The organism is Ochrobactrum sp. Marseille-Q0166, assembly GCF_014397025.1.
In the GTDB taxonomy this organism is placed as follows: Bacteria; Pseudomonadota; Alphaproteobacteria; order Rhizobiales; family Rhizobiaceae; genus Brucella.
The window spans coordinates 944,563-967,717 of record NZ_JACJUO010000001.1 but is presented as its reverse complement, the minus strand read 5'-3'; the positions used below and the strand labels follow the sequence as shown (position 1 = coordinate 967,717).

Here is a 23,155-nt window from a genome sequence, read left to right as displayed (position 1 = left end):
GTTTATGCAGCCTATGCAACCAATCGGAAACGGCGCCCGGATTTTTCTCGGAATTCTGTTTTTCGTGTTTTTCTTCGCTTTCTGGGGCGTTGCGACGCTCGGAGGGTTTGTCTCCCCCACCTTTCTCGCCGATCCGATCACGATGGTTCACGATGGATATGACCTCATCGTCAATCAGGGTTTCATGTCCGACATCGGCATGACTGTCTGGCGCGTGCTTGGTGGCTTCATCATGGCCAGCATTGTTGCGATTCCGCTTGGTATTGCCATGGGCGCCTATAAACCCATCGAAGCGCTGCTCGAACCTTTCGTTTCCTTCGCCCGTTATTTGCCCGCATCCGCTTTCGTACCGCTTCTCATTCTATGGTCAGGCATTGGCGAAACGCAGAAGCTGCTCGTCATTTTTATTGGCGCAGTCTTTCAGCTCATTCTGATGATCGCCGTCATTGTTTCCGGCACACGCCGCGATCTGGTTGAGGCAGCCTATACGTTGGGCGCAAAGGACCGTGGTGTTATTCGCCGTGTGCTCGTACCTTCAAGCGCCCCTGATATTGCCGAAACACTGCGTCTCGTGCTGGGCTGGGCCTGGACCTACGTAATCGTCGCAGAACTGATCGGTGCATCATCAGGCATCGGTTACATGATCATCAACTCGCAGGCGCTGATGGCCACCGGACAAATCATTTTTGGTATTATCGTCATCGGTGTTATCGGCCTGATTTCTGATCTTGCCTTCAAATACATCAACCGCTGGCTCTTTGCGTGGAGGTTTGCGTAATGGTCACGACAACCGAACAGGAACTCGTCGTTCAAGGCGTAAGCCGCACCTTTCCGGGTGTGCACGGTGGCCAGCCGACACTTGCCTTGCAGCCGACGGATTTGATCATTCCCAAAAATGATTTCGTCACCATTCTCGGCCCTTCCGGCTGCGGCAAGTCCACACTTCTGCGTATCATTGCCGGTCTCGACAAGCCAAGCACCGGCACAGTCACACTGGAAGGCCAACCGGTCAAGGGACCGGGTGCCGATCGCGGCATGGTTTTCCAGTCCTACACCCTGTTTCCATGGCTGACCGTCCGGCAGAATGTCGGTTTCGGTCTGCGCGAAAAAGGCATGCCGGAAAATCAGGCGCGCGAAATCGTTGACAGTTATATCGACAAGGTTGGCCTGCGCGGGTTTGAAAACCACTGGCCGAAGCAGCTTTCGGGCGGGATGCAGCAGCGCACGGCAATTGCTCGTGCGCTTGCCAACGATCCAAAGATCCTGCTGCTCGACGAACCGTTCGGTGCACTCGACAATCAGACCCGCGGCCTGATGCAGGAACTGCTGCTCGGCATCTGGGAACGTGAGCAGAAGACTGTGATCTTCGTCACCCATGATATTGAAGAAGCCATCTTCATGGCCACCCGCGTGGTCACGATGACGGCCCGTCCCGGCAAGATCAAATCGATCACCCCGGTCGATATCGCGCATCCGCGCTCTTATCAGGTCAAGGCCAGCCCGGAATTTTCGGAACTGCGCCTGAAACTCACCGAAGAAATCCGCAGCGAAGCAATCACCGCCGCAAAGCAGGCTGCCTGAAAAATATTGTTCCCTCTTATTAGATGGTATCTTAATAAAAGGCTGCGATGTTCTTCGCAGCTTTTTCTTTTTAGCGCTTTGGTTATGCGCTTTTTTCAGGACTTCCCACAATGGCCGTTTCAGCAGAACTTGAAGACCGCATCGTTTACGTGAATGGCGAATATGTGAGCGCACGTGATGCAAAAATCTCGATCTTTGATCGTGGTTTTCTCTTTGGTGACGGAATTTATGAAGTAACCGCCGTGCTTGACGGCAAGCTGATCGATAGTGAGCCACATATGAAGCGCCTGCGTCGCTCGACGGGCGAAATCGGTATTCCGATGCCCATGAGCGAAGAGGAAATCATCGAAATCGAGCGCGAACTGATCCGTCGCAACAATCTGACAGAGGGACTGGTCTATTTGCAAGTGACACGCGGCGATGGTCGCGACCGTGATTTTGTCGCCAAAGGCCTCAAGCCATCGGTGGTTTTGTTTACGCAGGTCAAAGCCCTTGCCAACCGGCCAGAAGTCGCATCAGGCATTCGCGTGCTGTCACTTGATGATCTGCGCTGGAAACGCCGCGACATCAAGACCGTCTGTCTTTTGCCACAGGCTCTCGCCAAGGAAATCGCCAAGAATGCCGGTTGCGATGAAGCCTGGATGATCGAGGACGGATTTGTAACCGAAGGTGCATCCTCCACCGGCTACATCGTCACGCAGGATGATGTTATCGTCACCCGTGCCAACAGCAATGCCGTCCTGCCGGGCTGCACGCGCCTTTCGCTGTTGCAGCTCATTGCCGAGACCGGGATGAAACTCGAAGAACGCCCTTTCACGATTGACGAGGCCTATTCTGCGAAGGAAGCTTTCATGACAAGTGCGGGCACTTTCGTAACGCCGATTTCGTTTATCGACGACAAGCCTATTGGTGGCGGCAAGCCCGGTCCTGTCGCTCTCAAGCTGCGCGAGATTTATCTCGATCACGCACGCCGCACAGCGATTTGAAAACAGATCGGGCCGGAACAGAGTTCCGGCCCGACCCGCCCCCGCCTCCCTCTCCCAAAAGGGCGGAGCAAAAGCGCGAAAACGCGCTTTTTGTGAGCATTTCATCGTAAAAAGCGATGTTCAAAATGTGAATGTCATGGCAAACCGATGTTCAGAACAAGGCTTTTTCGTGGCAAGGTGCCCATTTAGCGGCGCTGGTTATAGACGTCGATGCAGACCGCGCCCAGAAGAACGATCCCTTTAATGACCTGCTGATAGTCGATACCGATACCGAGAATCGACATGCCGTTATTCATCACGCCCATGATGAGCGCACCTATAACTGCACCCGTTACACGTCCCACGCCGCCATAGGCCGATGCGCCACCGATGAAACAGGCGGCAATCACATCAAGCTCAAAACCAAGGCCGGCCTTTGGTGTCGCCGTGTTAAGACGTGCTGCAAAAACCAGACCGGCAAGGGCTGCCAGCACACCCATATTGACGAATGCGAGGAAGGTCAGCCGCTCGGTTTTAACACCCGAAAGCTTCGCTGCATGGCGGTTGCCGCCGACAGCATAAATCTGGCGACCGATAACGGTCCGATTGGTCAGGAAAGCATAGGCTGCGATCAGAACAGCCATGATAATCAGCACATTAGGCATACCGCGATGCGATGCAATCAACAGCGCAAGATAAGCAATACCGGCAAAAAGCAGGATGTTTTTGATAACGAAAAGACCAAACGGTTCTGTTTCCACCTCATGCGCAATGTGACGCGCACGTGAGCGCGTATTCTGCCAGACGATGAAGCCTGCAAGAATAACGCCAAGGATCAGCGACGTCATATAGATGCCGCCTGTCGCACCAATGAACTCAGGGATAAAGCCTGACGAGAGCTTCTGAAATACCGGCGGGAATGGCCCCACCGACTGCCCGCCGAGCACCGCCAGCATGAGGCCCTTGAAGACCAGCATTCCGGCAAGGGTGACGATGAAGGAAGGGATATTGAAATATGCGACCCAGAAACCCTGCATCGCACCAATAATACCCCCTGCAATCAGGCACAGAATAGCGGCAATCGGAAACGGAATTCCCCATCTGACCATCATCACAGCAGCCAGCGCGCCGATGAAACCGCAAACCGATCCGACCGACAAATCAATGTGCCCGGTGACAATAATCAGCAGCATTCCAAGCGCCATAATGACGATATAACTGTTTTGCAACACGAGGTTCGTGAGGTTCAGCGGCTTCATCAGCACGCCACCCGTCATGATCTGAAAGAAGATCATGATCGCGATGAGCGAAAGCAACATTCCTGATTCACGCAGATTGTTTTTGAGATAACGCCCGATACCGCTTGGCGCTTTCTGACCGCTCTGAATTACGTTCTCGCTCATTATTGTTTTCCCTTGTTCCGCATGATGGCACGCATTATGTTTTCCTGCGTCGCTTCTTCGCCTGACACTTCGCCGACGAAAGCTCCCTCATGCATGACGACTATGCGGTCGCAGATCCCGATCAGCTCGGGCATTTCGGATGAAATGACGACAACGCCCTTGCCGCTGTCAGCCAGTGAATTGATGATTGTATAAATGTCGTATTTCGCACCCACATCGATACCGCGCGTCGGCTCATCCAGAATGAGCACATCCGGTCCGGTGAACAGCCATTTCGACAGAACCACTTTCTGCTGATTGCCACCTGAAAGCGTTCCGGTTTCCTGATAGACATTGTGGCAACGAATGCTCATCTGAGAGCGATAGTCGTTCGCGACCTTCATTTCACGAATACTGTCGATCACACCCTTCGGGCTGACGCCGCGCAAATGGGCAAGTGATATGTTGCGCGAGATATTCTCGCCAAGAACAAGACCCAGCTTTTTGCGGTCCTCGGTCACATAGGCGAGCCCGGATTTGATGGCGCGGGCGACATTGGAAATATCCACCGGCTTGCCATGCATACGCACATCGCCGGAAATATTCGTACCCCAGGAACGCCCGAACAGGCTCATGGCGAATTCGGTACGACCAGCACCCATAAGGCCGGCAATACCAACGATTTCGCCAGCTTTCACATCGAACGACACGTTTTTAACTGAGTGTCGCTCCGGGTGCAGCGGATGATAAACGGACCAGTTCTCGACTTCGAAAATCACTTCACCGATCTTCGGATCGCGCTTTGGATAGCGGCTTTCGAGATCGCGATCGACCATTTTGCGGATGATGTCGTCTTCTTCGACCTCGCCCTCATGGCAATCCAGCGTCGCAACCGCGCGTCCATCGCGCAGCACGGTGATCTTGTCAGCCACTTCGCGAATTTCATTGAGCTTATGCGAGATCAGGATGGAGGTAATGCCCTGCGCACGGAATTCTTTGAGCAGCGCCAAAAGCGCCGCACTGTCGGTTTCATTCAGACTTGCCGTTGGTTCGTCAAGAATGAGCAGGCGCACCCGCTTCGAAAGCGCTTTGGCGATTTCGACGAGCTGCTGTTTGCCCACGCCAATATCTGTCACCAGCGTATCGGGCGATTCCGTGAGGCCAACTTTCTTGAGCAGAACCTTTGTCCGCTGATAAACCTCGCTGCGATCAATCACACCGTAAGAGCCGGGCGGATTAACGAGAAAAATGTTCTCGGCAATCGACATCAAAGGCACCAACGCCAGTTCCTGATGAATGATGACGATCCCGAGCGCTTCGGAATCGTTGATGTCGCGAAAATGCCGCTCCTCCCCGTCGAAGAAGATCGAACCGTCATAACTGCCGGACGGATAAACACCCGACAGAACTTTCATCAGCGTGGATTTGCCTGCACCATTTTCGCCGACAAATGCGTGAATTTCTCCGGGCATCACCGTGAAATTGACGTCGCTCAGCGCCTTCACGACACCGAAGGATTTGCTGATGCCGCGCATTTCAAGCAGCGGCTGAACCACGCTATGTGGTCCTTCGCTGCCTGTTCCTTGCGTGACAGGATTGGCTACATTCATCGCTCGCTCCCATAACAAACCTGCTATGCCCCAGTTTTTCACTGCAGCGCCGCTCAAATAGACAACGCTGTCAATCTTTCAGCCTAGCCCAGTCCGGGGACTGGGCAGCGTGGGGATGGCATTAAGGCAGGCTCGCCGGACGCGCATTCATAAGCGCATCTTATTCCGAAAACCGTTTTACACTTTTCGGGATGCGCATTCAAAAGCGCGTCCGGCTACAAAATTTACTTGATCTGGTCTTCTTTGTAGTAACCGCTGTCGACCAGAACTTCCTTCCAGTTCGACTTATCGACGATCACCGGCTTGAGCAGATAAGACGGCACGACCTTGACGCCATTATCATAGGTCTTGGTGTCGTTCACTTCCGGCTCTTTTCCGCTCATCGCAGCGTCAACCATATCAACGGTGACCTTGGCGAGTTCGCGGGTATCCTTGAAGATGGTCGAATTCTGTTCGCCAGCAAGGATCGACTTGACCGATGGCACTTCCGCATCCTGCCCGGAAACGATCGGCATTGGCATATCGCCGCTGCCGTAGCCTACGCCCTTGAGCGACGACAGAATGCCTATGGAAATACCATCATATGGTGACAGAACAGCGTCGAGCTTCTTGTCGGAATAGAAAGCCGAGAGGATCGAATCCATACGTGCCTGAGCGGTTGCCCCATCCCAGCGCAGCGTCGCTACCTTGTCCATACCGGTCTGGCCGCTGCCTACAACAAGCTTGCCGCTGTCGATGTAAGGCTGAAGAACGGACATTGCGCCATTATAGAAGAAATAGGCGTTGTTATCGTCAGGCGAGCCGCCGAACAATTCGATATAGAACGGACCTTCCTTGTTCTTGAGATCAAGAGCCTTTTCAATCGACTGTGCCTGCAAAACACCAACCTGGAAATTGTCGAAAGTCGCATAATAGGACACATTTGGCGTATCGCGGATCAGGCGGTCATAGGCAATAACCTTGATGCCTGCATCATTGGCTTTGGCCAGAACATCGGAAAGCGTGGTGCCGTCGATCGATGCCACAACCAGAACCTTGGCGCCCTTGGTGACCATGTTTTCGATCTGCGCCAGCTGGTTCGGAACATCGTCTTCCGCATATTGAAGATCGGTTTTATAACCGCGCTCCTGAAGCACCTTCACCATATTGTCGCCATCGGCAATCCAGCGCGCCGATGACTTGGTTGGCATTGCTACGCCGACGAGGCCCTTGTCCTCGGCTTGTGCAAAGCCCGTAAAGGCAAATGCAGCTAATGCTGCCGCCAGTGTGAATGATTTTATGCCTGCCATTGTTTCACTCCCATCGTAGGACAGGCTCTTTAAGCCTGCCGTTCTCCCAAAATTTCCGCCCCCGCCGTTAGGCCCTGCGGAATTCCTCCAAAAGACAAGTCGTCCAGCAAAGGTCTTAATAAGCCTCAGCCCGCGATCCTGTCCCATGCCTCAACCGTACGCCGTGCGCGTTCACGCACATCGGCAACCGGCAAACCAGCCTTGTAAAGACTGGAACCAAGCCCGAAGCAGCTCACTCCCGCTGCCCGATACGTCGCAAAATCAGTTTCCGAGACACCACCCACGGCGCCCACCGGAATATCCTTTGGCAAGACCGCACAAATGGCCTTGATGCCATCAGCCCCCAGCACACTCGCCGGGAAAAACTTGAGCGCCGATGCACCTGTATGAATGGCGCTGAAAGCCTCAGTCGGCGTGAACACGCCAGGCATCGTCACCATGCCATAATGGGTCGCACGGCGAATGACATCCGGCTCGACATTGGGGCTGACGAGAAGCCTGCCGCCAACATCATGAAGTCGGTCCACATTCTCGACCGACAGCACGGTCCCGGCACCAATCAGCACATTGGCGGGCGCGAGTTTCGCAGCCTTTTCAATGGAGACAAACGGCTCAGGCGAATTGAGCGGAATTTCAATCGCCTCAAAACCCATCTCGATCAGAGCAGATACAATGGCTTCCGTTTCTTCTGGCCGAATGCCGCGCAGGATTGCCACCAGCGGATAGCGAAGCTTCGGCCATGCGATACGTTCGCTCATTGCGCGCCTCCCGCAAATGCATGACGGGCTGCCATGAACAGGCCATCGCGCACCAGCTCATCGGCTTCGATGCGCACCACTGTCACACCGGCAATCTGAAGTGCAGCCGCATAAAGCGCACCCATCATGCCGTCGGAAAGCAGGAGAACCTCGCTTGGTTTACCAAACAATGTGCGGCCACCGGCAACTTCCAGCCCAATCAACAGCCCCGAAAGGCGTGCAAGCTGATCCGTCGGCTTATAGTCATGCACCAGCCAGCCAGCGCGCACCGTAAAGAGCGCATTGGCGATAAGCTCAGGTGTCTCAAGCGAAGCTTTGACACCAGCCGCAAAGGCAGCACTCTTCGGGTCAACCGGTCCCGCTCCTTCAAGTGCACCGGCGAGAACCGACTTGTCTTTCAGGAGTGCGAACAATTCACCCGTCATGAAAGAGCGGTAATCGTTAAGCTTGCCGTCTGCGATATGCACCCACTTCGCGTGAGTGCCGGGCATCACCACCACAGCATCACGCGTGCCGCGATGCACCAGCCCAAGCAGCTTGGTTTCCTCGCCCCGCATGACGTCTGGCGCATTCTCGCTGCGTCGCGCAACACCCGGCAGCATGATGACATGGCGTTTTGCAGGCACCCGAACCGCAGCCGCGACCACTCCTTCAAGCCCGGCAGGCAGGCTCATATAGGGTGCTTCGATCCAGCCGGTCCGCGAACCGGCCATGCCGCAGATGACCACCGGCAGATCATCCGGCGCACCCACGCAGACAAGATGCCGTTCGAGCAGCGCCTCAAAACCCGTTTCATTTGCGGAGATCAACCCGTCGTCGCCACGGCTTTCCTTGAGCACATTGCCATCAACATCCAGCGTCCAGAGGCGGAACCGGGTTGTTCCCCAGTCCGCAACTGCAACAAATGGTATCTTTGCGCCGGACATTGATGCCCCAGACATTAATGGTTGTCTCGCGGCAGGCCACGCGTATGCGCAATGTCCTGATACTTGACCGCGTTTTCGAGAACCGCACCGGTTTCCATCTGCCCCACAACCGCGCGCTGGATTTCCTGCCACGGCGTCTGGCTTTCCGGATATTTGTAACCGCCAGCTGCTTCCAAAGCCTTGCGGCGTTCTGCCAGTTCGTCGTCGGAGATCAGAATATCCGCCGTACCGCGACCGATATCGATGCGGACGCGATCACCCGTTTTGAGAATGGCAAGGCCACCGCCGGCAGCTGCTTCCGGCGACGCGTTGAGGATCGACGGCGAACCGGAAGTACCCGACTGGCGACCGTCGCCTATGCAAGGCAGCGAACTGATGCCCTTCTTCAAGAGATAGTCCGGCGCGCGCATGTTCACGACTTCTGCGGCACCCGGATAGCCGATTGGCCCTGCACCACGCATGAAAAGCACAGTATGCTCATCGATTTCCAGCGACGGGTCGTCGATGCGGTGATGATAATCTTCCGGGCCGTCGAACACGACCGCCTTGCCTTCAAAGGCATTCGGGTCTTTCTCGTCCGTCAGATAGCGTTTGCGGAATTCTTCCGAAATAACGCTCAATTTCATGATCGCCGACGAGAAGAGATTGCCGCGCAGCACGCGGAAACCGGCATGCTTCTTCAACGGCTCATCATAGGTCTTGATGACATTGCTGTCTTCAATTGTCGCATTCCTGCAGTTTTCACCGATCGTCTTGCCGTTGACAGTGATCGCATCCTCATGAATGAGGCCCTGTCCCATCAGCTGATTGACAACTGCCGGCACGCCGCCCGCATGGTAGTAATCTTCGCCAAGATATTCGCCCGCTGGCTGGAGATTGACCAGAAGCGGAATTTCCTCGCCATATTTCTGCCAGTCATCGACAGTCAGCTCCACCCCGACATGACGTGCCAATGCATTCAAATGGATCGGCGCATTGGTCGAACCGCCAATCGCAGAATTGACACGGATCGCATTGATGAATGCTTCCTTGGTCATGACATCGGAAGGCTTGAGGTCTTCATAGACCATTTCCACAATGCGGCGACCGGTCAGATAAGCCACTTCCTGACGGTCACGATAAGGCGCTGGAATTGCCGCCGAACCCGGCAGCTGCATTCCGAGTGCTTCGGCAAGCGAATTCATCGTCGTTGCCGTACCCATCGTGTTGCAATAACCGGTCGAAGGTGCCGAAGAAGCAACCAGCTTGATAAAGCCCGCATAGTCGATCTCACCCTTGGCCAGCAACTCGCGCGCCTTCCAGACGATCGTGCCCGAACCCGTGCGTTCGCCACGGAACCAGCCATTGAGCATCGGACCAACCGACAGCGCAATCGCAGGAATATTGACGGTTGCAGCAGCCATCAGACAGGCAGGCGTGGTTTTGTCGCAACCAATCGTCAGCACAACGCCATCGAGCGGATAGCCATAAAGCACTTCGACAAGGCCGAGATAAGCAAGGTTGCGATCAAGGCCCGCCGTCGGACGTTTGCCGGTTTCCTGGATCGGATGAACCGGAAATTCGATCACGATACCGCCCGCTTCACGCACACCTTCACGCACGCGATTGGCCAGTTCAAGATGGTGGCGGTTACACGGTGAAAGGTCAGAGCCCGTCTGTGCAATGCCGATAATTGGTCGACCGGATTGCAGCTCTTCCTGACTGAGACCGTAATTCATGTAGCGCTCAAGATAGAGCGCGGTCATATCGACATTGTCCGGATTATCGAACCATGCGCGTGAACGGAACTTTGGCGTCTGAGGTGTAACGGGCTTATTCATTTCAATGTCCTGCGTGGGTAAGAGACCGCCCCGCGGCCTCATTTCCTAATCTTCAAAAGCTTCAACCACATGCCGCTGTCCCAGAAGGAAGGCATCGGCAACATGGGTCAGAGGTGCCAGGTCAACATCGCTCTGCCCTTCGCCAACCAGCTTCACAAAATTCTGGTAAAGACGCTGATATTCACGATCAGGCTCGGCCATTTTCTCCGTGCCTGCGATGGTCAACCGGCTACCGCCATGGCTCAACAGCAGCGTGCCTTTATCGGTCTCGACACGAATATCCCATGTCTGCGGGCCGGTCTGGCGCCAGTCGAGTTCAAAGGAAACAGGCACGCCGCTTTCCGTCTCAAACGCGAGATCGGCAGCAATCGGCGCTGCCCGATTTTCAGGGAAATAAAGGTCGGACTTGGTGAGAAAAAACCGTTCCGGCAAAATATGTGTGACGATTGAGAGCGCATTGATACCCGGATCGAACACACCAAGGCCACCCGGCTCCCATATCCACTGCTGGCCGGGATGCCAGTGGCGCACATCCTCTTTCCACGATACAGCAACAGACTTGATTACAGCATCTTTCAGAAATTCGCGGGCCGGTTCAACGGCTGCGGCTTCGCGCGAATGCCAGGTCGCATAAAGCGTAACCCCCTGCTTTTCAGCAAAACGTGTCAGCGCCTGCACTTCCGAAATCGTCGCACCCGGAGGCTTCTCCAGCATCACATGCTTGGCTGCCTTAAGTGCTGCATAAGCCTGATTGAAACGCCCCTGCGGCGGCGTGCACAGCGACACCGCATCGATTGCGACATCACTCGCCAGCAGCTGTTCGATATCATGAAACGATGCAAGACCATCGAGGCCCGCATTGCGGCTGGCAATGGCTTTAAGCTCAATGCCATCAATGGCTTCGATGGATGGCAGATGCTGATCGCGGGCAATCTTGCCAAGACCAACAATTGCCAGATTGATATTAGACGCGATTGCCATTTCAGAGCGCCTTTACAGCAACATCTTCGGCTGCTGCCTGATTAAGCCTGTTGACAAGCGGATAACGGAAAGGCTTTGCCGAAATTTCGAACTGGTCGCCATTTTCCGTCTTCACACCTTCCGAGAAAGACAATGTTGCCGTGCCGAAGAAATGCACATGAATATCGCCCGGACGACGGAACAGCGCATATTTGAAATGATGATGTTCCAGATTGGCGATGGTGTGCGACATGTTCGCTTCGCCCGACAGGAATGGCTTTTCAAAGATTATCTGATCACCGCGACGAATACGCGAAACGCCTTCGACATGATCGGGCAGATCGCCAACATAAAGCTCTGCGCCCAGCGATGCCTGACGCAGCTTGGAATGCGCCAGCCAGAGATAATTCTGCTTTTCCGTCACATGATCAGAAAATTCGTTGGCAAGACAGAAGCCGAGGCGGAACGGCGTACCATCCGGGCCGATCAGATAGATGCCTGCGAGTTCAGGCTCTTCACCGCCATCTTCGGCAAAAGATGGAGAGACCAACTCACCACCGGTTTCAACCAGCGCCGAACCATCGCCTTTGTAGAACCACTCCGGCTGAACGCCGGTTTCGCCCGGCTTCGGTTTACCGCCTTCAACACCCATCAGAAACATGCGCATGGAGTCAGTCGGTTTTTCAGCAGCCTGTGCGGCCTTGTGCATCTTGTCGCGACCATCGGCAGAACCAAGATGTGTAAGGCCCGTACCTGCAACAATCAGATGCGCAGGATCTTCATGGGTAATCGGCAGACCAACGCGGCCACTTGCGAGCGCTGCATCAATATCAACAGCCTCGCCCTGACCATTGCGCTCAACCTGTTCGGCGAGACTGATGCCTGCTGAAATTGCAGCCCATGCCAATTCATAAGTCGTAGTCACGCCATTAACGACATGTGCAGCGCCTTCATCATCGCAAGCAGCCACACGCGTTTCTCCGCGCGAATCGCGGAACTGAACCAGACGCAACATTGAACCTCCCAATTTCCGCTGATTTGTCGCGGAACATTCTATCCGACCGCTCCAAGGCATCATGTGCCAGAGTGCAGCTCCTTCTTATTAATATGACTATTTTGTCAAATACCCACTTGTCAAGCAAGGGAAGCGAAGCCCATTGCACCCGCCCGAAGCATCCCTCCATACAAAGCATACAAGATGCTGTTTTAATTATATTTTTTGTTAATATGCGCGTTTGTCGCACCCCCTATTTTCAGTTAAAATAAGAAATGCGCTTGCCATAAAGTAATATTATATGCTTCATAAACATGAAGGCTGGGAGAGCCTTTTATTGGGAGAGAATAATATGAAACGCACTCTGACGGCCCTGACGGCCGCTCTGTCTTTAGCTCTTATTTCGAGCGCATCCGCCGCCTCACTGACGGTCGGCTTTTCACAGATCGGTTCGGAATCAGGTTGGCGCGCCGCCGAAACAAGCGTAACCAAGCAGGAAGCTGAAAAGCGCGGCCATACCCTTAAGTTTGCCGACGCACAGCAGAAACAGGAAAATCAGATCAAGGCCGTTCGTGGCTTCATTGCACAGGGTGTTGATGCCATCCTGATTGCGCCAGTTGTTGCAACCGGTTGGGATGCTGTTCTGAAGGAAGCCAAGGAAGCAGAAATTCCTGTCGTGCTTCTCGACCGCCAGATTGATGCACCGGAAGACCTCTATCTCACCGCTGTCACCTCCGATCAGGTTCATGAAGGCAAGGTTGCGGGCGACTGGCTTGTGAAGGAAGTGGGCGATAAACCTTGTAACGTTGTTGAACTTCAGGGCACCACCGGCTCTTCTCCTGCGATCAACCGCAAGAAGGGCTTTGAAGAAGCGCTTGCAGGCCACGACAACATCAAGATCTCGCGCTCGCAGACCGGCGACTTCACCCGTACCAAGGGCAAGGAAGTCATGGAAAGCTTCATCAAGGCGGAAAATGGCGGCAAGGACATCTGCGCGGTCTACGCCCATAATGACGACATGGCAGTCGGTGCTATCCAGGCGATCAAGGAAGCTGGTCTCAAGCCCGGCACCGATATCAAGGTCGTTTCGATCGATGCCGTACCTGATATTTTCCAGGCAATGGCCAATGGTGAAGCCAATGCAACGGTTGAGCTGACACCAAACATGGCAGGTCCTGCTTTCGACGTCATCGAAGCACTGAAAGCCAATGGCACTGTTCCGCCAAAATGGATCCAGACCGAATCCAAGCTTTACACACAAGCTGACGATCCAAAGGCGGTTTATGAAGCCAAGAAGGGCCTCGGCTACTGATCTTCTGATTGAACTTCATGCCTTCGGGCCGCTTTAAATGCGGCCCGAAGCTGAGCATGTCGCGAGAAGTGGGAACCGCCTTCGCGTGGAAATCGGTTCACTGACTGATTATTTTTCTCGCTGCAGTTCGACAACGACATGCATGAAAATAAAACAGAGCGAGTGCCGTGGTGCATGTACATGCAACACGCTCTGGTTTTGCAATTCGCAAACGGAAGACTGCTATGGCTCACCCCGATATCGCTGCGCCAGCGACGCCAGCAACGCCACTCCTTGAAGCACGCTCAATTACCAAATCCTTTCTCGGTGTGACAGCACTCGATAACGTCGATTTTACACTCAATCGTGGTGAAATCCACGCACTGCTCGGCGAAAACGGAGCAGGAAAATCCACCCTCATCAAGATATTGACGGGCGCCTATCATGGCTTCGACGGTTCGGTTTTGCTTGATGGGCAGGCTATAGCCCCGGCCTCAGTATCAGAGGCACAGACGCTCGGCATCGGCACTGTCTATCAGGAGGTCAATCTTCTTGAAAATCTGACCGTTGCCGAGAACCTGTTTCTTGGCCGTCAGCCTGAACGTTTCGGTTTCATCGACCGTCGCCGCATGGAAAAAGATGCAGCCACTCTGCTCGCCCGTTACGGTCTCACAATCGATGTTGGCGCCCCCTTGTCGGCCTATTCGGTGGCGATCCGGCAGATCATCGCAATCGCCCGCGCCGTCGATGTTTCCGGCAAGGTGCTGGTGCTCGATGAGCCGACCGCCAGTCTCGATGCCCGCGAAGTCGAAATGCTGTTTGGCGTGCTGCGTCAGTTAAAAGCTGAAGGCCTCGGCATTATCGTCATCACGCATTTTCTGGATCAGGTCTATGCCATTGCCGATTGCGCTACCGTGCTGCGCAATGGCCGATTGGTCGGCAGCCGCAATCTCTCGGAACTGCCGCGCACCGATCTGATTTCGATGATGCTCGGACATCAGTTGCAGGAAACTGTGCGTCGTCACCTGACTGAGGAAGCAAACGATAGCGGGGCCGCCCCCATCCGCTTTTCAGGCTTTGGCAAAAAGGGAAGCGTTGCGCCTTTTGATCTCGCTATTAAACCGGGTGAAGCCGTCGGCATTGCCGGACTGCTCGGCTCTGGCCGTACAGAAACTGCGTTGCTCATGTTCGGTGTCGATCAGGCAGATAGCGGCGCACTTATGGTCGACAACAAGGAAACAAAGCTGCCATCGCCTGTTGCAGCCATTGCCGAGCGCTTTGCCTTCTGTCCCGAAGAACGCAAGACCGATGGTATCATCGGTGATTTTTCGGTCGCCGAGAATATCGCGCTCGCCATACAGGCAAAGCGTGGCTGGTCGAAGCCGATTTCTTCGCGCGAAAAAACGGCCCTCGCAGAGCGCTATATCAAGGCGCTTGATATTCGTCCGCCTGATCCGGACAAGCCGATCAAGTTTCTGTCGGGCGGCAACCAGCAGAAGGCCATTCTGGCACGCTGGCTGGTCACCGATCCGCGCCTGCTCATCCTTGACGAACCAACGCGTGGCATCGATATCGGTGCCCATGCGGAAATTCTCAAACTGATCGGCAAACTCTGCACCGAAGGCATGTCTCTGGTCATCATTTCCTCCGAATTCGAGGAGCTTGCAGCCGTGGCAAACCGCGTCGTGGTGCTCTCGGACCGCCGCCATGTGGCGGAACTCAAGGGCGAAGAAATCACCGCCGACAATATCGTGCGTGCCATCGCCGAGACCGGAAGCGAAAAGGAAGCTCTCGCATGATCGCCCGCATGGCCAAGAAACTGAAAAGACTGAGCCCCCAGCTGGCAGCCCTTGCGCTCATTCTGGTCGCCAACACCATCATCGCGCCGGGATTTTTAGGCATTTCCTTTCAGAACGGACGCCTCTACGGGAGCCTGATCGATATTCTGGTGCGCGCTGCACCTGTCGCCATTCTCGCCGTTGGCATGACATTGGTGATCGCGACACGCGGCATCGATCTGTCGGTCGGAGCGGTCATGGCAATCAGCGGAGCGACGGCTGCATCGCTCATCGTTGCCGGCTATCCACTGGCGATCGTCATTCCGGTCGCACTCGGCGTCGGTCTGATCTGCGGCTTGTGGAACGGCTTTCTTGTGGCTGTTTTCGATATCCAGCCCATCATCGCAACGCTGATATTGATGGTCGCGGGACGTGGTATCGCACAGCTTATCACCGAAGGCGCAATCCTCACCTTCAACAATGATTCCTTTGCAGCGCTTGGTTCGGGCTCCTTCCTTGGGGTGCCGATCCCGGTTCTGATCTGGATATGTGCCGGACTGGCAATCGGACTTGCCGTGCGCTCTACAGCGCTTGGCTTTCTGATTGAGGCAACAGGGATCAACCGCCGTGCCGCCATGCTGGCAGGTGTCAAAGCCCGCTTTCTCCTGTTCAGCGTCTATGCGGTTTCAGGCCTTTGTGCAGCGCTTGCCGGGCTGATCGCCACGGCCGATATTCGCGGCGCGGATGCCAACAATGCCGGTCTCTGGCTTGAACTTGACGCCATTCTGGCAGTCGTCATCGGCGGTACATCGCTCAATGGCGGGCGTTTTTCGATCATGGCGTCGCTGCTTGGCGCATTGATCATCCAGGCGATCAATACCGGCATTCTGATGGCTGGTTTTCCGCCAGAATTCAACCTCATCATCAAGGCAGGCATTATCGTGATTGTGCTGACATTCCAGTCGCCGGCAATCGTCAATTTCATCACTTTCCTGCGTGCTGAACGCAAAGGCAATAATGCCAAGACAACCCGCCAGAGCCAACAGGGAGCACGGCAATGAGAGTGCTTCGCAATCTGCCTTTCGTCACAACGGTCGCGATTTTCCTGCTTGCCTATGCGATCTGCGTGATCCAGTTTCCGAATATGCTGTCAACGCGGGTGATCGGTAATCTTCTGACGGACAATGCCTTTTTGGGAATCGCAGCCGTTGGCATGACCTTTGTGATCATCTCCGGCGGCATAGACCTTTCGGTTGGATCAGTTATCGCCTTTACCAGCGTTTTTGTGGCAGTCCTCGTCGGGCAGCTTGGCGTGCATCCGTTGATCGCCTTCGCACTCATTCTGGTGATTGCCGCAATGTTTGGCGCGTGGATGGGTATGATGATCCATTATCTCGGAATCCCGCCTTTTGTGGCAACGCTTGCTGGCATGTTTCTGGCACGCGGAGCGGCATTCCTGATCTCAACGCAGTCTGTGCCGATTTCGCATCCGTTCATCGAAACCTTACAGGGCTTTTACCTGAGGCTTCCGGGTGGCGGCAGACTGACTTTTGTCGCCATGCTGATGCTGGCAGTCTTCATCATCGGCGGCATCATCGCGCATCGCACACGCTTTGGCGCAAACATTTATGCGCTCGGCGGCAATGCGCAATCGGCAGAATTGATGGGCGTTCCCATCGGCCGCACAACAATCGGCATTTATACGATGTCAGGCGTACTTTCCGGGTTAGCTGGCATCGTCTATACGCTCTACACATCATCGGGCTATTCGCTGGCAACTGTTGGAGTGGAGCTTGACGCCATTGCATCGGTGGTCATCGGTGGCACACTTCTTACCGGCGGGGCCGGTCTGGTGGCAGGCACGTTCGTCGGTATTCTGATACAGGGACTGATACAGACCTATATCGTTTTCGATGGAACGCTGTCTTCGTGGTGGACAAAAATAGCAATCGGTATCTTGCTGTTCCTGTTCATTGCGCTACAGCGAGGACTTGTATGGTTTTCCGATATAAGACTCGCGCGTCAACGCATGAAGGAGGCCTGAATTGGGATTACTGGAAACGGCCATAACCGGACGCAAACGCCATAACAGCCACGCAGTTGTCGTGGGCGAATTGGGCCGCGGCATTGTCGCGGGCACAATTCCTGAAGGCTCCATACTTCCCGGCGATAACGAATTGTCGTTGCGCTTTGGCGTTTCCCGTACCGTTCTGCGTGAGGCGATGAAAACGCTTGGTGCAAAACGCCTCATTGAGGCCAAGGCCAAGGTTGGAACCCGCGTCTTAGGCAGCAGCTCCTGGAACTTCTTCGATCCTGATGTGCTGACATGGCGTTTTGAAGCTGGCTTTGATGAAGTATTCGTTGATCATCTGGCAGAAATGCGCATGGCGCTTGAACCCGCCGCAGCTGCCGCCGCAGCCGAACGCGCCACCAGCGAAGAACTCGTTGAGCTCTATGCTTTGGCCGCAAAATTTGACAATCCCAAGCATACGCCTGAATCCATCGCCAACGTCGACCTTGAGTTCCATCTTGCAATTGCCCGCATGTCGGGCAATCCATTCATGCGTTCTGTCAGCAGTCTGATTGAAGCAGCGCTTGCGATCTCGTTCCAGTTATCGTCTCCAGCAAGCTCCCCTGAAGGCATCGCGGAATGCGCAGCCAATCATCTGCGCATTGCGCATGCGATTGCGTCTCGCGACCGGCAAAAGGCAAGTGCTGCCATGGAAAGCGTAATCACGCTCGGCATCGAACGTATCCGCGGAGAAATCTGAGCCCTTTATCAAGGCACTTCCAGCAAAAGTGTGAAGCGGCTTCGCCCAAACATAATGCTTAAAAACAAAGAGATAGAGTGGTTCCCACGAATGCGGTTTGACCGGAACCGCTCTAGACTTTGAGATCGAACTTCGGATTGCCGCGCAACGTGTTGCTGACGGTGCAGATTTCTTCGGCCATCTCTGCAAGACGATGCTTTTCATCGTCACTCAGATCGCCGTCGAAATGAAATGTTATATCGAATCGTTCGATGCGTGACGGGCCTTCATGAGCCTTATCACCTTTCACTTCCACCCGAACATCATTAAGCTTTTCACGCAATTCGAGCTTGGTTGCAGCAATGCGTGCGCTGAGTGCCATACACGCCGCGACCGATGCATAGATCAGATCGAGCGGGTTAAAACCCGGCTGGCTGACGCTGGTTACAATGTCCACCGAGCCACCCGTCGGCGTAGTGATCGTCGGAAGCTTGCCATGGGGCATTACCGCGACTGCTCCCGTTTCGCGGGTTCTGACCTTGAGTTCATTCATGGTTGAATTCTCCTGTATTCAACATCGCGTGCAAGCCAGCAGCCGACGGTAAGCCCCGCTATAGCGCCCTTGTTGTCGCGGCGGAAAACAAGCTTCCATTCACCGGGCGACGGTGCATCCATCGAGCGCTGAACAGGCAGCAGCCAGACATCAGCCCCGACACTATAAAGCGGATACATGTCGCTCTTGCCAAGGAAGCCTTCAAACGCGCCATAAATTGCACCGCCTTCGGAAACCAAAAGCAGATCAGCATCAAGCTCGTCGCAGTGATAGTGCCCGATAATATTCTGTGTAGCTTCACCTTTGACACGGTTCATGACCAGCGAAAGGTTTTCACTTTCGCGGGCAAGCTCAATCACATCGCCCTCACGCCGAATCGTGGTCATAGCTGAGCGCGCAACGTTTGCGCTCACCACATCCATAATTTCCGGACTGGTGCCAAAACGCGCCTTCATGCGGCCAAGACCAGCATCTTCAAGACTGAGAACAAGCCCCGTCTTCTCATCGAGCCAAGAGCCAAACCATACAGCATCGGCTGCGACGCATGCGACATCGGACGATGATACACCCAAGGCAATATTCATCAGTTTAAAGGCAGCGTCGGAAGCCCCACCTTCAAAATTGAACATGGCGATCGTCGAGAGGCGTTCATCCGCACAATGCCAGCGTTGGCAGCGCCAGCCACGCAGTGCGCCGCCATGACCTGTCAGACGCTTCCCGCCCGTCTCGTGCAAGTTGAGACCGAAGCCGTAAGGTGCCACGGCACCGTCATTGAATGTTTGCGGTCCGCTCAGCCGACGATAGAGGCCCTGCTCTTCATCGCGCGTGGCATCGATAAACTGCTCCCATGCAATCATGTCATTGAGTGATGCGCAGATGCCGGCATCGCCCATCCAGTGAATGCGATTGGTTGCAGGCAGGAAGCCACGAACCGTATCACCTTCATAACCCGTACATTCATCAAACAGCGCTGTGTTGGGGATAAGCTCAGCACGCTTCATGCCAGCGGGCTTGAATATACGCTCAGACAGAAGATCGACCAGCGTGCGCCCGGTATGGGCTTCGATGAGGTCTGCCAGAATGCGGAAATTGCCGTTGCAATAAGAGTAATGTGAACCCGGTTCAAAATGTGTGGTCTTAAGGCGGCGCAGCAGACTTTGAGCCTGTGCAGGCAGAAACACACCTTCCGGATCGGCACCGCACAAGACTGTCAGCGCCCAATAATCGCGCAGGCCGGACTGGTTATTGCAGAGATGGCGAACGGCGGGACGCTCACCTTCAAATTTGTCGAGATAGGCTTCAAGTGCATCATCGAGCAGTTCCGGCTCGCCCACGGCATCAAGCAGTACAGCACAGGTAAACTGCTTGCTGACCGAACAGATCGGCATCCGCGTATCGAGCGTCATGGGCTTTCGCGTGCGAAGATCCGCAAAACCCCAGGCGTGCTGCAACACAACCTCGCCGTCCTTCAAAACGGCGACAACGCCGCCCGGACCTTTGTAATTTTGGGGAATGCGCCGAACAAAGGCTTCAAGGGCGGACGTATCAAATTTCGACATGATCGACTCGAGACTCACAAAAAATCAATGCGTGACAAGAACCATCATTTCAAACGATCAATCAAGGCCATGGCAGCATGCGGGTTGTGCGCCTTATGGCCGCTGATGACATAGAGATAGACATCGCGGGCCACATTGTCAGGGAGCGGCGGGGTGACGGTTTTGAGACTGTCCGGCACATCGTGGCCCGACGCTATCGCTTTCGCCCGCTCTGCCCAATGGTCCAGTTCACTGTCACTATAACCGAGCGTCTTGTCTTCCTGTGTACCCATGATGCGCAGATAGGCAAACGGCGCCGTCATGTCGGCAATTTCCACGAATTTGCTATCGCCCGCAATCACCACCGCAACGCCATATTCGCGCAGCAGCGCGATAAAATCCGGTGAGTTGAAACTTTCATGGCGCACTTCGACCGCATGGCGCAGATCGCGCCCATCGACGCGTTTTGGCAGAAGCTTGAGGAAAGCTTCAAAGTCGGCTGGATCGAATTTTTTCGTGCCCATGAATTGCCAGTTGATGACGCCAAGCTTGTCTTTAAGTTCAAGCAGGCCACCGGTCACGAATTTCTCGATCCCCTCGCCTGCTTCAGCCAGCACCCGCCGATTGGTCGAAAAGCGCGGTGCTTTGAGCGAAAAAACGAAGTCATCCGGCGTTTCATCATGCCACTTGGCAAAAGTCGCAGGCTTTTGCGCGCCATAATAGGTGCTGTTGATTTCGATAGAGGTCAACTTGCTCGAAGCATATTCAAGCTGGCGTTTTTTGGAGAGCTTTTCCGGATAAAAACTCTTGTCCCATCCCTCAAAAGCCCAGCCGCCAATACCCACGCGGATTTTGCCCGAATTTGTTTCTCGCATCTTATCCATACCTCAACGACATGAGTTCATAAGCGTTGCTCATCATGTTTACGCTGTATTCACAGCCTCCGCTATGCTGTTATCACTGTGCTTTACTGGAGGAGTAAACAAATGTCGGAAACAAAAGATCCGATCGTTATCGTCAGTGCGGTACGAACACCGATCGGAAGTTTTCCAGGTGCGCTCAAGGGGGAGAGTGCAACAGCACTGGGCGCAGCCACAATCAAGCAAGCCGTCCACCGGGCGAAGCTTGGCCCTGATCAGATCGACGAAGTGCTTATGGGCTGTGTCTTGCCCGCAGGGCTGGGACAGGCACCCGCACGGCAGGCGGCAATTCATGCCGGTCTCCCGCAATCTGTGCCCTGCTCGACCATCAACAAGGTTTGCGGATCGGGCATGAAAACCGTCATGCTGGGCGCCGATCTCATTTCCGCAGGAAGTGCGGACATTGTGGTTGCAGGCGGCATGGAAAGCATGACCAATTCGCCTTATCTGCTTGAAAAGGCGCGCAGTGGCTATCGCATGGGCCACGGCAAAATCTACGATCACATGTTTCTCGATGGCCTTGAAGACGCCTATGACAAAGGCCGCGCCATGGGAACATTCGCGGAGGAAACCGCCGACCAATACCAGTTCACGCGAGAGCAACAGGACGAATTTGCCCTCCGCTCACTCTCGCGTTCACTCAAAGCCACCGAAGCGGGTAATTTCGCGAATGAGCTGGTCAATGTTGCAGAGCTTGACCGCGATGAGCAGCCAACCCGCGCAAAGCCTGAAAAAATACCAAACCTCAAGCCGGCCTTCCGCGAAGGCGGCACCATTACAGCCGCCAATTCCTCATCGATTTCAGATGGTGCGGCATCGCTTACCCTGATGCGCCTGTCCAAAGCTGAAAAGCTTGGCATAGAACCTCTTGCCGTCATTCGCGGTCACGCAAGCCATGCGCAGCAGCCCTCGCTCTTCACCACGGCCCCGATTTTTGCGATGCGGAAACTCTTCGACAAAACCGGCTGGAACGCACGCGACGTTGATTTGTTTGAAATCAATGAAGCTTTCGCCGTTGTTGTTATGGCTGCAATGCAGGAACTCGACCTCCCCGCCGACAAGGTGAATATCCATGGCGGTGCCTGTGCTATGGGCCATCCGATTGGCTGCTCTGGCGCACGCATCATCGTCACGCTGCTTCATGCCATGAAGCAGAACGATCTGAAGCGTGGCATGGCTTCAGTCTGTATCGGTGGCGGCGAGGCAACTGCTATTGCAGTTGAGACAATATGAGGGGGCATTATGGATGTTGAAGGAAAAGTCGCCATCGTCAGCGGTGGTGCATCAGGTCTTGGCGCTGCAACTGCACAGGCTCTAGCAGCCAAGGGTGCGAAAGTTGCAATCCTCGATTTCAACATTGACGGTGCAAATACGGTGGCAGCTGCGATTGGCGGCATCGCCATTCAATGCGACGTGTCAGACGCTGCGAGTGCCGAAGCAGCTTTCAAGACAATCGGCGACAAGCTCGAATCACCGCGTATTCTGGTCAATTGCGCAGGCGTAGCACCAGCAAAGAAAATGCTGGCGCGTGATGGCAGCGTCATGCCGCTCGATGATTTCCGTCGCGCGGTTGAAATCAACCTGATCGGCTCGTTCAATCTGCTGCGGCTTTTTGCTGATGTCGCATCCAGAAACGAAGCGCTGCCAACGGGCGAGCGTGGCGTTGTCATTAATACGGCATCGGTTGCAGCCTTTGACGGCCAGATCGGCCAGACAGCCTATGCAGCGTCTAAAGGCGGTATCGTTGGCCTGACCCTGCCTGCTGCGCGTGAACTTGCCCCCCTCGGCATTCGGGTATGCGCCATTGCACCCGGTATTTTTGAAACCCCCATGCTCAAAGGCTTGCCGCAACCTGCACAGGATGCGTTGGGCCAGATGGTTCCTTTCCCCCCGCGTCTGGGTCGGCCAGACGAATATGCGGCACTCGCGCTGCATATTATCGAAAACAGCATGCTCAACGGCGAAACCATTCGGCTTGATGGTGCGCTGCGTATGCCTCCGAAATAGAGCGCATGCGCGCCAAAGTCGTTCAGACATTTT

Annotated in this window: 21 protein-coding genes; 10 read left to right on the top strand and 11 right to left on the bottom strand. The window is 54.7% G+C overall.

All coding sequences use genetic code 11. From position 1 onward, the window contains the following. Window positions 1-4 precede the first annotated feature (4 nt). The 3 genes from H5024_RS04605 to H5024_RS04595 all read left to right on the top strand — a co-directional run bounded on the left by H5024_RS04605 (window position 5) and on the right by H5024_RS04595 (window position 2,567). A complete protein-coding gene (locus H5024_RS04605; protein WP_187544239.1) occupies window positions 5-778 on the top strand; it encodes an ABC transporter permease in 774 nt (257 codons plus the stop codon). Then, the gene (locus H5024_RS04600; RefSeq protein ID WP_187544238.1) at window positions 778-1,581 is read left to right on the top strand and encodes an ABC transporter ATP-binding protein; all 804 of its coding nucleotides are present in this window, start codon (window positions 778-780) and stop codon (window positions 1,579-1,581) included. Before H5024_RS04605 ends, H5024_RS04600 begins: the two co-directional genes overlap by 1 nt. Before the next feature lie 110 nt (window positions 1,582-1,691). Further along, complete coding sequence (locus H5024_RS04595; RefSeq protein WP_187544237.1) at window positions 1,692-2,567, top strand: D-amino-acid transaminase; 876 nt, start codon at window positions 1,692-1,694, stop codon at window positions 2,565-2,567. 185 nt (window positions 2,568-2,752) lie between these two features. Here the strand turns inward: H5024_RS04595 and mmsB are convergent, their stop codons facing one another. The 8 genes from mmsB to araD1 all read right to left on the bottom strand — a co-directional run bounded on the left by mmsB (window position 2,753) and on the right by araD1 (window position 12,306). Next, a complete protein-coding gene (gene mmsB, locus H5024_RS04590; protein WP_187544236.1) occupies window positions 2,753-3,949 on the bottom strand; it encodes a multiple monosaccharide ABC transporter permease in 1,197 nt (398 codons plus the stop codon). After that, a complete protein-coding gene (gene mmsA / locus H5024_RS04585; RefSeq protein WP_187544235.1) occupies window positions 3,949-5,538 on the bottom strand; it encodes a multiple monosaccharide ABC transporter ATP-binding protein in 1,590 nt (529 codons plus the stop codon). The genes mmsB and mmsA overlap by 1 nt, the downstream gene beginning before the upstream one ends. Window positions 5,539-5,762: 224 nt before the next feature. Then, window positions 5,763-6,827, bottom strand: coding sequence for a multiple monosaccharide ABC transporter substrate-binding protein (chvE, locus tag H5024_RS04580; RefSeq protein ID WP_187544234.1), 1,065 nt, complete (start codon window positions 6,825-6,827; stop codon window positions 5,763-5,765). A 125-nt stretch (window positions 6,828-6,952) separates the two neighbouring features. Next, complete coding sequence (locus H5024_RS04575) at window positions 6,953-7,585, bottom strand: 2-dehydro-3-deoxy-6-phosphogalactonate aldolase (RefSeq protein ID WP_187544233.1); 633 nt, start codon at window positions 7,583-7,585, stop codon at window positions 6,953-6,955. Then, window positions 7,582-8,511, bottom strand: a complete 930-nt coding sequence (locus H5024_RS04570) for a 2-dehydro-3-deoxygalactonokinase (RefSeq protein WP_187544232.1) — start codon at window positions 8,509-8,511, stop codon at window positions 7,582-7,584. The genes H5024_RS04575 and H5024_RS04570 overlap by 4 nt, the downstream gene beginning before the upstream one ends. A gap of 14 nt (window positions 8,512-8,525) precedes the next feature. Then, window positions 8,526-10,331, bottom strand: coding sequence for an IlvD/Edd family dehydratase (locus H5024_RS04565; protein WP_187544231.1), 1,806 nt, complete (start codon window positions 10,329-10,331; stop codon window positions 8,526-8,528). Between the two features lie 45 nt (window positions 10,332-10,376). Further along, window positions 10,377-11,312 carry a Gfo/Idh/MocA family oxidoreductase gene (locus H5024_RS04560; RefSeq protein WP_187544230.1) on the bottom strand — a complete coding sequence of 312 codons (936 nt, stop codon included), beginning with the start codon at window positions 11,310-11,312 and terminating at the stop codon, window positions 10,377-10,379. A 1-nt stretch (window position 11,313) separates the two neighbouring features. After that, a complete protein-coding gene (gene araD1, locus H5024_RS04555) occupies window positions 11,314-12,306 on the bottom strand; it encodes an AraD1 family protein (RefSeq protein ID WP_187544229.1) in 993 nt (330 codons plus the stop codon). 331 nt (window positions 12,307-12,637) lie between these two features. Between araD1 and ytfQ the strand changes: the two genes are divergently transcribed. The 5 genes from ytfQ to H5024_RS04530 all read left to right on the top strand — a co-directional run bounded on the left by ytfQ (window position 12,638) and on the right by H5024_RS04530 (window position 18,125). Beyond that, entirely contained in the window at window positions 12,638-13,597 is a 960-nt protein-coding gene (ytfQ, locus tag H5024_RS04550) for a galactofuranose ABC transporter, galactofuranose-binding protein YtfQ (RefSeq protein ID WP_187544228.1), read from the top strand. A 224-nt stretch (window positions 13,598-13,821) separates the two neighbouring features. Beyond that, window positions 13,822-15,375, top strand: coding sequence for a sugar ABC transporter ATP-binding protein (locus H5024_RS04545; protein WP_187544227.1), 1,554 nt, complete (start codon window positions 13,822-13,824; stop codon window positions 15,373-15,375). After that, the gene (locus H5024_RS04540; protein ID WP_187544226.1) at window positions 15,372-16,415 is read left to right on the top strand and encodes an ABC transporter permease; all 1,044 of its coding nucleotides are present in this window, start codon (window positions 15,372-15,374) and stop codon (window positions 16,413-16,415) included. The genes H5024_RS04545 and H5024_RS04540 overlap by 4 nt, the downstream gene beginning before the upstream one ends. Next, window positions 16,412-17,398 (top strand): galactofuranose ABC transporter, permease protein YjfF, encoded by a 987-nt coding sequence (gene yjfF, locus H5024_RS04535; RefSeq protein WP_187544225.1) that lies wholly within the window; start codon window positions 16,412-16,414, stop codon window positions 17,396-17,398. The genes H5024_RS04540 and yjfF overlap by 4 nt, the downstream gene beginning before the upstream one ends. 1 nt (window position 17,399) lies before the next feature. Further along, window positions 17,400-18,125 (top strand): FadR/GntR family transcriptional regulator, encoded by a 726-nt coding sequence (locus H5024_RS04530; RefSeq protein ID WP_187544224.1) that lies wholly within the window; start codon window positions 17,400-17,402, stop codon window positions 18,123-18,125. A 112-nt stretch (window positions 18,126-18,237) separates the two neighbouring features. Here H5024_RS04530 and H5024_RS04525 read toward each other — a convergent pair whose 3' ends face one another. From H5024_RS04525 to H5024_RS04515, 3 genes are read right to left on the bottom strand one after another with little or no spacing between them, the layout of a single operon-like run. Beyond that, window positions 18,238-18,657 (bottom strand): OsmC family protein, encoded by a 420-nt coding sequence (locus tag H5024_RS04525; RefSeq protein ID WP_187544223.1) that lies wholly within the window; start codon window positions 18,655-18,657, stop codon window positions 18,238-18,240. Then, a complete protein-coding gene (locus H5024_RS04520) occupies window positions 18,654-20,216 on the bottom strand; it encodes a D-aminopeptidase (protein ID WP_187544222.1) in 1,563 nt (520 codons plus the stop codon). Before H5024_RS04520 ends, H5024_RS04525 begins: the two co-directional genes overlap by 4 nt. A gap of 44 nt (window positions 20,217-20,260) precedes the next feature. Next, window positions 20,261-21,070: a DUF72 domain-containing protein gene (locus H5024_RS04515; RefSeq protein ID WP_187544221.1), complete on the bottom strand. Its 810-nt coding sequence runs from the start codon at window positions 21,068-21,070 to the stop codon at window positions 20,261-20,263. A gap of 111 nt (window positions 21,071-21,181) precedes the next feature. Here H5024_RS04515 and H5024_RS04510 point away from each other — a divergent pair, with 111 nt between their 5' ends. Together H5024_RS04510 and H5024_RS04505 are read left to right on the top strand one after the other, a co-directional pair. Beyond that, a complete protein-coding gene (locus H5024_RS04510) occupies window positions 21,182-22,348 on the top strand; it encodes an acetyl-CoA C-acyltransferase (protein WP_187544220.1) in 1,167 nt (388 codons plus the stop codon). A 9-nt stretch (window positions 22,349-22,357) separates the two neighbouring features. Beyond that, the gene (locus H5024_RS04505; protein WP_187544219.1) at window positions 22,358-23,122 is read left to right on the top strand and encodes an SDR family NAD(P)-dependent oxidoreductase; all 765 of its coding nucleotides are present in this window, start codon (window positions 22,358-22,360) and stop codon (window positions 23,120-23,122) included. Window positions 23,123-23,155 lie beyond the last annotated feature (33 nt).

Bases quoted from the DNA above. Each gene is read 5' to 3' on its own strand.
- H5024_RS04605 (WP_187544239.1), top strand. From the start codon at position 5: ATGCAGCCTATGCAACCAATCGGAAACGGCGCCCGGATTTTTCTCGGA.
- H5024_RS04600 (WP_187544238.1), top strand. From the start codon at position 778: ATGGTCACGACAACCGAACAGGAACTCGTCGTTCAAGGCGTAAGCCGC.
- H5024_RS04595 (WP_187544237.1), top strand. From the start codon at position 1,692: ATGGCCGTTTCAGCAGAACTTGAAGACCGCATCGTTTACGTGAATGGC.
- mmsB (WP_187544236.1), bottom strand. From the start codon at position 3,949: ATGAGCGAGAACGTAATTCAGAGCGGTCAGAAAGCGCCAAGCGGTATC.
- mmsA (WP_187544235.1), bottom strand. From the start codon at position 5,538: ATGAATGTAGCCAATCCTGTCACGCAAGGAACAGGCAGCGAAGGACCA.
- chvE (WP_187544234.1), bottom strand. From the start codon at position 6,827: ATGGCAGGCATAAAATCATTCACACTGGCGGCAGCATTAGCTGCATTT.
- H5024_RS04575 (WP_187544233.1), bottom strand. From the start codon at position 7,585: ATGAGCGAACGTATCGCATGGCCGAAGCTTCGCTATCCGCTGGTGGCA.
- H5024_RS04570 (WP_187544232.1), bottom strand. From the start codon at position 8,511: ATGTCCGGCGCAAAGATACCATTTGTTGCAGTTGCGGACTGGGGAACA.
- H5024_RS04565 (WP_187544231.1), bottom strand. From the start codon at position 10,331: ATGAATAAGCCCGTTACACCTCAGACGCCAAAGTTCCGTTCACGCGCA.
- H5024_RS04560 (WP_187544230.1), bottom strand. From the start codon at position 11,312: ATGGCAATCGCGTCTAATATCAATCTGGCAATTGTTGGTCTTGGCAAG.
- araD1 (WP_187544229.1), bottom strand. From the start codon at position 12,306: ATGTTGCGTCTGGTTCAGTTCCGCGATTCGCGCGGAGAAACGCGTGTG.
- ytfQ (WP_187544228.1), top strand. From the start codon at position 12,638: ATGAAACGCACTCTGACGGCCCTGACGGCCGCTCTGTCTTTAGCTCTT.
- H5024_RS04545 (WP_187544227.1), top strand. From the start codon at position 13,822: ATGGCTCACCCCGATATCGCTGCGCCAGCGACGCCAGCAACGCCACTC.
- H5024_RS04540 (WP_187544226.1), top strand. From the start codon at position 15,372: ATGATCGCCCGCATGGCCAAGAAACTGAAAAGACTGAGCCCCCAGCTG.
- yjfF (WP_187544225.1), top strand. From the start codon at position 16,412: ATGAGAGTGCTTCGCAATCTGCCTTTCGTCACAACGGTCGCGATTTTC.
- H5024_RS04525 (WP_187544223.1), bottom strand. From the start codon at position 18,657: ATGAATGAACTCAAGGTCAGAACCCGCGAAACGGGAGCAGTCGCGGTA.
- H5024_RS04520 (WP_187544222.1), bottom strand. From the start codon at position 20,216: ATGTCGAAATTTGATACGTCCGCCCTTGAAGCCTTTGTTCGGCGCATT.
- H5024_RS04515 (WP_187544221.1), bottom strand. From the start codon at position 21,070: ATGCGAGAAACAAATTCGGGCAAAATCCGCGTGGGTATTGGCGGCTGG.
- H5024_RS04510 (WP_187544220.1), top strand. From the start codon at position 21,182: ATGTCGGAAACAAAAGATCCGATCGTTATCGTCAGTGCGGTACGAACA.
- H5024_RS04505 (WP_187544219.1), top strand. From the start codon at position 22,358: ATGGATGTTGAAGGAAAAGTCGCCATCGTCAGCGGTGGTGCATCAGGT.